We start from the raw sequence: 9290 nt of genomic DNA, 5'->3' as shown, positions 1-9290 counted from the left end.
GAGCAAGCTCCCATTAGTCCGCTCGACTTGCATGTATTAGGCACGCCGCCAGCGTTCGTCCTGAGCCAGGATCAAACTCTCCATAAAAGTTAAGTTTAAATCTTGTATTGCTCAAAAAAACTAATAATTGACGTTTACTTCATGTTTTGTTTAGTTTTCAAAGTTCACTTAGTCGCGTCATTTGCGACTTTTTCATATTAACATCTCTTTATCAGCGAGTCAACATTTTTTTTATTTTTTATTACTTCATTTCGTTTTTTGTCGAACCATCTTGGCGACGTATATAAATATAACACCCCATCCACATTATGACAAGCCCTTTTTTCATTTTTTTTATAAAAATATAAAAAGTTTTATTTATAGTACGAAGGAAGTGTAATACGCAATGTCGAATTAGCCATAAACTATATAGAAAAGGGGTTTAGAAAATGGATCTACAACCAGATATCCTCATAAAATTACTAATATCAGCAATGTTAGGTTCCGTTATCGGATTAGAAAGAGAGTTAAAAAGAAAACCTCTTGGCTTAAAGACATGCCTTGTTATTTCAATAATGAGTTGCCTATTAACAATTGTATCTATAAGTTCAGCTTTTTCATTTCATGGAAGTGATTATTTAAATATAACAATGGATCCGTTACGTTTACCAGCTCAAATAGTATCAGGAATTGGTTTCGTTGGGGCTGGTGTAATTCTCCGAAGAGGTAATGATACAATTGCTGGATTAACAACAGCTGCTATGATTTGGGGCGCATCGGGTATCGGAATTATTGTTGGGGCTGGCTTTTATGCTGAGGCTTTTGCGGGCGTAGGATTACTAATAATAAGTGTAGAATTAATCCCCTATTTAATTAACAAGCTTGGTCCTAAAAGATTAAAGGAAAGAGATATAAGTTTGAAGTTAACAGTATTAGGAAGCGAGAATATAAATATTGTCATTGATCAAATAACAGCTCAGGATATTACAGTTAAAAACATTAAAATAAAAGGATTAAATAATGACGAACATTATGTACAAATGAAATTATTAGTGTTTAATAAACGAAGAACGACAGAAATTTATTATGATATTGAACAAATAGAAAACATCCGTGGAATTGAAATAGAAAGTATATAGTAGTGATAAGTTATGGCATATTGGTAAAAATAAGTGTTACGAAAATGCGACGGAGGTATAAGCTTGAAAGTATTTCGTAACCAACCTATCTATTTTAAATCCTATACACTATTAAAAATTACTTTAATATTATTATCGTTGATTGCTATTTTCGGAACAATCATCCATTTTGTTGAACCATTTTCTTTTCCAACTGTTTGGGACGGTATGTGGTGGTCAATAGTTACTACATTTACAGTAGGTTACGGTGATTACGTACCACTATCTCCAGTTGGACGTTTTTTTGCAGTTATATTAATTTTACTAGGTACTGGAATCGGTTCTTTTTATATGATTTCATTCACAGCACAAACATTTAGAAACCAAGACGCGGATTATAGAGGTTCACTTACATTTACGAAAAAGAACCATATTATAATAGTAGGTTGGAATGAACGAGTTAAAAATGTTATTCAACAACTACGTGCCTCTTCAAACCAAGTCTATATCGTATTAATTGATGAAAGTTTAGAGTTGTTACCTCCTGATTTAGATAAGGTTCACTTTGTAAAAGGCTCTGCCACCAATGACTCAGTTTTAGAAAAAGCAAATATAAAATTTGCTAATACAATATTAATTACAGCTGATCAAAATAAAAATGAGCAAGAAGCCGATATGCAAACAATTTTAACTATCATCACTGCGAAAGGTATTAACCAATCAATTAACTGTATTGCAGAAATCTTAACAAAAAATCAAGTAATTAACGCAAATCGTGCTGGCGCAACCGAAATAATTGAAGCCCATTTATTGACTTCCTATGTTATGTCGGGATCGATTATGCATAAGGGATATTCAGATGTTGTGCTCAAATTAACAAATCAATTAGAAACTTTTACAGTAAAAATATTGGAAGTTGAACAAAAAATGATCGGAAAATTTTATTTCGATATCGTAGTTGAAGAATTAAACAACGATAAAATGATTATTGGAATAATACGTGATAAACAAACAATCATCCGACCCGATAAAAGTATGAAGATTAAAAAAGATGATTTTCTTATCTTACTTACTTAACAATTTTTTCAATAAAAAAGAGCCAATCCTAAAAGATATGGCTCTTTTTTTTATAAAAGTTCATCTTCAATTCTCTTAAGAATTTCAAACCCTTTTATTTGATATTTTCTAGGAACTTTAGCATCTTTTTCAATTGGCTCTTGGAACTGGTTTAATGATCCAGTTAGATTTCCCTCGTAACCAATATTATCATCAAGCCCCTCGTTATAAACATGAGTTAATAAAAAGGGAGTCTCAAATTGTATAACTGCTCCATTCATATCTAACGAACCTGAAGTAACATTAAAAGGTAATCTTAAATATTGATACCCGTCATCATCTCGCATTAATAAATCAAAACTCCCATGATCATATTCCCAGTTTGCCCCAATTACAAATCCATGATTTTTTAATTTCCCCTCAATTTCATTAAGCGGAAAGATTTCGTTCTCTAATTTTGATTTTAAAGGATACATGCTTTCCTCCTCCTTTTTCAATAGTATTTTCTTATTAAGTAAAAACATGAATATAAATTTTAATTTCAATAAAAAAACCGTTGTTAAAGTTAATTTAACAACGGTCTTGTGTATTAATATTATTTTAAGCGTTCTTCTAATTGCATTTTTAGTTCTTCAAATCCTGGTTTTCCTAATAATGCAAACATGTTTTTCTTGTATGCTTCAACACCTGGTTGATCAAAAGGATTGACGCCTAGTAAATATCCGCTCATTGCACAAGCTAGCTCAAAGAAGTATACTGTAAAACCGAAAGTATACTCATCTAATTTTGGTAATGATACAATTAGATTTGGTACTCCTCCGTCTGCATGGGCTAATATCGTGCCTTCAAAAGCTTTTTTATTAACAAAATCTACAGTTTTCCCAGCAAGATAATTTAATCCGTCAGAATCGTTATCCTCAAGTTCAATTGTTAATTCATGGCGAGGATTTTCCACAGATAAAACTGTCTCAAATAAATCACGTCGACCTTCTTGTACATATTGTCCAAGAGAATGTAAATCTGTTGAGAAGTTTGCTGAAGATGGATAGATACCTTTTTGGTCTTTTCCTTCACTCTCTCCAAATAATTGCTTCCACCATTCGCCAAAATATTGTAATGATGGTTCATAGTTAACAAGCATCTCTATTGTTTTACCTTTGTTGTATAAAACATTTCGAACAACTGCATATTGATATGCTTGATTATCTTCTAGTTCTGAAGAGTTGTATTCTTTATATGCATCTTGTGCACCCTTCATCATTTGTTCAATATCAATACCCGCTGCAGCAATCGGTAATAAACCTACTGCAGTTAATACTGAATAACGTCCACCAACATCGTCAGGAATAACAAATGTTTCATATCCCTTTTCGTCAGCAACAGTTTTTAATGCTCCACGTGCTTTATCAGTTGTAGCATAAATACGATGTTTAGCTTCTTCAACACCATATTTTTCTTCTAACAACTTTCTAAAAATACGGAATGCAATAGCAGGTTCAGTAGTTGTCCCAGATTTTGAGATAACATTAATTGAAAAATCCTTATCCTTTAAAACTTGAATTAAATCGTGCATATATGTAGAACTAATATTATTTCCTACGAAGAAAACTTGAGGTGCTTTTCTTTCTTCTTTAGAAGCAATATTAAAAAATGAATGTTGTAACATTTCAATTGCAGCTCGTGCTCCTAAATAAGATCCACCGATACCAATTACTAAAAGAACGTCTGAATCTGATTTAATTTTCTCTGCTGCTTTTTGAATTCGAGAAAATTCTTCTTTGTCATAGTCATTAGGTAACTCAACCCATCCTAGATAGTCGCTACCTGCACCTGTTTTCTCATGAATTGTATGGTGAAATAATTTCACTGCATCCCTTAAATATGATATTTCATGATCTTGAAAAAACATTTTTGCCTTTGAATAGTCAAATTTAATATGAGAAGTCATACATCAAACCTCCTTAAATAGTTGTAATACCTTTACAATGTACCTAATTAAATAATTGAAAGCAAGTAAATACAATTATATTTATGTGAAAATATTAACAAAAATTAAAAAAATATTTCTTCTTATAATTTTTTTTTAGTACATAAACAAAAATAAATGAGGAAAGATATTATAGAAGGTCATAAAAAGGAGGTTAACCTATATGAGTACATTACAACGTATTGCACTTATTTTTACAATTATTGGAGCTATAAACTGGGGTTTGATTGGATTTTTTCAATTTGATTTGGTAGCAGCAATTTTTGGCGGTGCAGATTCTGCTTTTGCTCGAATTATTTATGGTATCGTTGGTATTGCAGGTTTAATTAACCTTGGCTTATTATTTAAACCTTCAGAAGAACTAGGAACACATCCAGAAACAAATGAAGTAAGATAGATTGCAGACAAAATTTGTCTCTCTAGTATCTGTACTTTCCTAAGAATTAAAAAGGAAGGGTTAATCCCCTTCCTTTTTAATTCGTCATATTTTCTTTCTTCATTTCAACACGAAGCCATTCATTTAATTTTTTATGCAGGGTGCTAAATCCATCTGGTTTAAGCTCTCTTAGTAGTCTAGCCGCATGTTTTAAGTTCTCATCACCATTAAATCCTTGATCGATACTTGCTCCTTTTAAAGACAAACTTATCTTTCCTGTCATCTCATCAATAGACAGTACACGTACATTTACTAATTGCCCAACAGAAATATAGTCTCGAATATCTCGAACATATCCATTAATAATTTCGGAAATATGTACTAGTCCTTGTGTTTGGTGATCAAGTGAAATAAAGGCACCATACGTTTGAATCCCTGTTACTTTACCAGTGTAAACTTTTCCTATATTGTAGTTTTGTGCCATTCAAAACACTCCTAATTTTCGTTCAATTCCACTAACTAAATTTTAGCACACACAGACCAACTTTTAAAGTTTGCTTAATACTCATAAATGGCACTTCTTCCTAAAAATCCCTTTACTTATTATAGTCACTTTAAAGGTTGGGCTATTTCAATTATTTTAAATAAATACTTGTCTTTATTAGAATTGACGAAAAACTTATAATTTAAAAGTATTTTAGCTATTTGCATATCATATGGTGACATACAGAGCATTATTTAAGATAAGAATGTATTCCTTCCGTTTGGACATAATAATCCAAAAACTAAGAAGGAGAGTTTGGATGATGAAACATTCTAGAACAATACAGTCGACATATAAGGTTTCTGGACTTGATGTTTATTATGAACTTTACGGATACCATAATAGCAATAAGCAAGATTCAAAAGTATTTGTATTAATTCACGGTTTTTTATCATCTTGCTTCAGTTTCCGAAGACTAATCCCTTTTATCTCAAAAGATCATGTAGTTGTCGTAATTGATCTGCCCCCGTTTGGTAAAAGTGGAAAACATTTAAATTTTAAATATTCGTATGATAACTTCGCGAACGTAGTTATCTCTCTTGTAAATCATTTAAATTTGCAAAACATTTATTTAGTCGGACATTCTATGGGTGGGCAAATTGCCTTATATGTAACGAAAAAAAAACCGGAGCTTGTTAAAAAAGTTATTTTATTATGTAGTTCTGGCTATTTAGGAAGAGCAAATCCACATTTAATTATTTCATCTTATTTTCCCTTTTTCTATCTATATATAAAAAGACATTTAGCTAAGCAAGGTATTATGAATTCACTAATTTCAGTTGTGCATGATCAGAAGTTAATCGATGATGAGATGATAAACGGTTACAAGGAACCCTTTTTGCAAGATGAAATATTTAGAGCATTAACAAAGATGATTCGTGATCGAGAAGGTGATTTAAGCCCTTCAGATTTACAAAATATATCTGTACCTACTCTTTTAATTTGGGGTGAAAAAGATAAAGTAGTTCCATTAGAAGTGGGCGAAAGATTACATCGTGATTTAAAGTACTCAACTTTATATACTTATCCAGAAGCAGGCCATTTAATTCCTGAAGAAATTCCCGAACATATTTATGAACGTATAGCAAATTTTGTATAAGAAAAGAGTCTCGAAAAATCGAGACTCTTCATTTTTTTTATTAAACCAATGATCTTTAAAAATTTTTTATAATTCAAATATCGGTAAAGTAATACTAACTTTCAAGCCCTTGCCATCTATATTCATAAATTTTATCTTGCCATTGTGTTGGTCAATAATGTGCTTAACGATCGCAAGGCCTAATCCGGTTCCACCTTCGTTTCTTGATCTTGCTTTATCGACACGATAAAATCTTTCTCCTAAATGCGAAATCTCTTCTGAAGGGATCCCTTTTCCTTCGTCTAAAATTTCCAAAGTGACTTGTTTATCTTGAAATAATGTAATATAAATTGTTTTTCCTGAAGGTGTGTAACGTATTGAGTTATCAAGTAAATTGTGGATTACTTGTTGAAAACGATCTGGATCTACATTTGCAATAATTGTCTCATCTAAATTCTTTTGAATTTTAATATTACGTTCAATGAGTATTTGAGAATATGGTTCGATTGTATCTTCAATTAGCTGGGCAATTACATTAGGTTCTTGATTAAGTGGAAATTGCTGACCATCTAATGTGGCTAAATCAAGTAAATCTCTAACTAATCTTTGCATCCGACTTGCCTCTTTTTGAATGATGCCAATATATTTTAGTTGTTGTTCTTGTTTTATTACACCATCTAAAATCGCTTCACTATATCCTTTAACATAACTTAACGGCGTTCTTAGTTCATGGGAAACATTCGCTAAAAACTCTTTTCTATTTTCATCTTCTTTTTGTAAAGAATCAGACATTGAGTTAAACGCAGTAGCTAATTTTCCTATTTCATCCCCACTAATGTAGTGTATACGCTCGGTATAATCACCATTTGCCATTTTATAAGAAATTTGCTCCATTCTTGATAAAGGCTTAATCATTTGTTTTATTATGCTTCTGCCGATTAAAAGAATAATGAAAGCAAATAACAATGTACTAATCATAAAAATCCATTTTGATTGTTGGATTAATTCAGTAACACTCCTTAAAGGTAAGTGTAAATAAATAATCCCTTCTAGTTTTTCTTTTTTTACAACGGGAACAACGACACCGATTATTTGATGCTTAAATCTTTTTTCAAATCCTGTTTTCGTAATCACTTTTCCTTTCAATAATGTTTCACGATCATCTTCAGAGATGAAAGATTCGTGGCTTACATTATAGGGGATACATGCACTTAAATCTCTTGGATTACTAATAAATAAAACATTAGCATTTGAAACAGCATCATATTTTGAAACAAATTCTGAAAAGGCATTAACATTATTTGTTTTATGATAATGTTTTACTAAGCTTGTACCTTCTTGGATTAAAGTGGAACGAACATATGAAACATATAATTGCTTATATGCAAATTGAAACATTAAAAAGAAAAAGATTGTTGTACAGATTACGATTAAACAAATCGTTAGCCAAAGCTTTTGTAAAAACGATAACGAATAGATTAATTTCCTCATCCGTTTATACCAAATTTATACCCTACTCCCCAAACTGTAGAAATATAATCTGCATCCTGCCCTAATTTAATCCTTAATGTTTTTATATGTGTATCAACAGTCCTAGCTGTACCGAAATAATCGAACCCCCAAACCTTTTCTAGAATTTGATCGCGGCTAAAAACATGGTCTTGGTGCTTACAAAAGAAGAGAAGCAAATCATATTCTTTTAAAGTAAGTGATAATGGTTTATCCGATACAAAAGCATTCCTAGATTTTTCATTTATTTTGATTTGGCCAATCTGTAAAACGGAAGAATCTGTATTTTTAGTTCTTCTTAATACTGCATCTACTCTTGCAATTAATTCCCCAGGACTAAATGGTTTAACGATATAATCATCCGCTCCCATTTTTAATCCATTTACTTTATCCCACTCTTCACCTTTAGCTGTTAAGAAAATCACTGGCACATTTGACGTTTCTCTAATCTTTTTACAAAGAGTCCATCCATCCATTATAGGCATCATTATATCTAAAATTAATAAATCATAGTTTAATTGATTTATTTTATATAATGCGGTCTCGCCATTGTTAGCTTCGTCCCAACTGTATCCACTATTTTCTAAATACATTCCAACCAATTGGCAAATTTCTTGTTCATCATCTACAATCAATATCCTTCTTTCAATCATGACGAATGCCCTCTCTTAACAATAATTGAAAAGGTCCTCTTCCTACTGCAACTTCTTTTTCAATTTTCATCGTTGTCGTATTTATTTGGTACAACTTGTTTAAATCATAACTAGCTGCATATGCAGTATGTTTAAATCCAATAGCCGTGTATGGATTCGATCCAACTTCAATAAACTTAGTCTGATTAACCACATTCGGATTTAGCTTATAAATTTGATTTGTGCCATGGGCGATTGTAAATAATCCATCTTCATTTTGAAAAAACGAAATAGGCATTAAAGGAGTATGAAGAGACTTTTGTTGCTTACCAGTAATAGTTGAATATACTTTTACGTCCTCATTTTCCTCTTCACCATTTCCGTGTCCCCCAACAAATAGTTCAGATGAATCTTTGTTTAAAATTAAGCCTACCGATGTGTACGGAACTTCAATCGTTTGTTCAATTTTAAAACTATCCAAGTTAATGCCAATCACTTTTTTCTCATTGAACAAGCTAACATATAACTTATGATGAATCGTATCTTCTACCATAGAAATTGGATTTTTACCTATTTTAATTTTTTTAAGAACCTTACCTTTAAGATTATAAAATGTAATGTTATTCTTTTTTCCATTCGTTACAGCAATCACCTGATTACTCTTTATAGAAATTATATTAGTAATACCAATACCAGCATCCCAACTATCGACATGATCCCCTGTCGAGAGATTATAAATATCAATTTTTGGAACTGATGGATGATATACCGCAATATCTTCTCCGTTCTGTAATAATACTGCTCCGCTTACATCTCTATTTAAATTCCAATCTGTTACTTTATGTAAGTCATCTAAACTTAGGAAAGTTAAACTTCCTACTTTTTTGTTTACTGAAATAAGAACATTTTCCGAATCCTTAATATGTGACATTTTATTTGGCACGCAGCTAGTACAAAATAAGAAAAGTAAAATCATGCTGAAGATAGAAATCTTTCTCAAAATATTCACCC

At 31.4% G+C, this 9290-nt stretch carries 10 protein-coding genes and 1 rRNA gene; 4 read left to right on the top strand and 7 right to left on the bottom strand.

Annotated elements, in window-relative coordinates:
- Positions 1-87 (bottom strand): 16S ribosomal RNA (locus B6K90_RS22675); the annotation flags it as partial.
- Positions 88-428: 341 nt separating this feature from the next.
- Here B6K90_RS22675 and B6K90_RS22670 point away from each other — a divergent pair.
- Both B6K90_RS22670 and B6K90_RS22665 read left to right on the top strand, forming a co-directional pair.
- Positions 429-1118 carry an MgtC/SapB family protein gene (locus tag B6K90_RS22670; protein ID WP_088014975.1) on the top strand — a complete coding sequence of 230 codons (690 nt, stop codon included), beginning with the start codon at positions 429-431 and terminating at the stop codon, positions 1116-1118.
- Positions 1119-1181: 63 nt separating this feature from the next.
- On the top strand, positions 1182-2174 hold the full coding sequence (locus tag B6K90_RS22665; protein WP_167555472.1) for a potassium channel family protein: 993 nt from the start codon (positions 1182-1184) through the stop codon (positions 2172-2174).
- Between the two features lie 50 nt (positions 2175-2224).
- Here B6K90_RS22665 and B6K90_RS22660 read toward each other — a convergent pair whose 3' ends face one another.
- Positions 2225-2629, bottom strand: coding sequence for a YugN-like family protein (locus B6K90_RS22660; protein WP_088014973.1), 405 nt, complete (start codon positions 2627-2629; stop codon positions 2225-2227).
- 119 nt (positions 2630-2748) lie between these two features.
- Positions 2749-4101: a glucose-6-phosphate isomerase gene (locus B6K90_RS22655; protein ID WP_088014972.1), complete on the bottom strand. Its 1353-nt coding sequence runs from the start codon at positions 4099-4101 to the stop codon at positions 2749-2751.
- A 202-nt stretch (positions 4102-4303) separates the two neighbouring features.
- Between B6K90_RS22655 and B6K90_RS22650 the strand changes: the two genes are divergently transcribed.
- Positions 4304-4537, top strand: a complete 234-nt coding sequence (locus B6K90_RS22650) for a DUF378 domain-containing protein (protein ID WP_088014971.1) — start codon at positions 4304-4306, stop codon at positions 4535-4537.
- A 76-nt stretch (positions 4538-4613) separates the two neighbouring features.
- On the opposite strand, the gene B6K90_RS22645 is transcribed toward B6K90_RS22650, so the two are convergent.
- Complete coding sequence (locus B6K90_RS22645; RefSeq protein ID WP_056468646.1) at positions 4614-5000, bottom strand: CvfD/Ygs/GSP13 family RNA-binding post-transcriptional regulator; 387 nt, start codon at positions 4998-5000, stop codon at positions 4614-4616.
- Positions 5001-5319: 319 nt separating this feature from the next.
- Here B6K90_RS22645 and B6K90_RS22640 point away from each other — a divergent pair, with 319 nt between their 5' ends.
- Positions 5320-6159, top strand: coding sequence for an alpha/beta fold hydrolase (locus tag B6K90_RS22640; RefSeq protein WP_235821894.1), 840 nt, complete (start codon positions 5320-5322; stop codon positions 6157-6159).
- A gap of 66 nt (positions 6160-6225) precedes the next feature.
- On the opposite strand, the gene B6K90_RS22635 is transcribed toward B6K90_RS22640, so the two are convergent.
- Genes B6K90_RS22635 through B6K90_RS22625 form a run of 3 tightly spaced genes read right to left on the bottom strand, consistent with a single transcriptional unit; the run spans position 6226 to position 9279 of the window.
- Positions 6226-7629, bottom strand: a complete 1404-nt coding sequence (locus tag B6K90_RS22635; RefSeq protein ID WP_088014970.1) for a sensor histidine kinase — start codon at positions 7627-7629, stop codon at positions 6226-6228.
- On the bottom strand, positions 7626-8300 hold the full coding sequence (locus B6K90_RS22630) for a response regulator transcription factor (RefSeq protein ID WP_088014969.1): 675 nt from the start codon (positions 8298-8300) through the stop codon (positions 7626-7628). Before B6K90_RS22630 ends, B6K90_RS22635 begins: the two co-directional genes overlap by 4 nt.
- A complete protein-coding gene (locus B6K90_RS22625; protein ID WP_088014968.1) occupies positions 8293-9279 on the bottom strand; it encodes a YncE family protein in 987 nt (328 codons plus the stop codon). Before B6K90_RS22625 ends, B6K90_RS22630 begins: the two co-directional genes overlap by 8 nt.
- Positions 9280-9290 lie beyond the last annotated feature (11 nt).

It is taken from the genome of Gottfriedia acidiceleris, assembly GCF_002128425.1.
Classification (GTDB): domain Bacteria; phylum Bacillota; class Bacilli; order Bacillales; family Bacillaceae_G; genus Gottfriedia; species Gottfriedia acidiceleris.
Note: the sequence above shows the minus strand (reverse complement) of the source record. Positions and strands in the feature narration are given on the sequence as shown.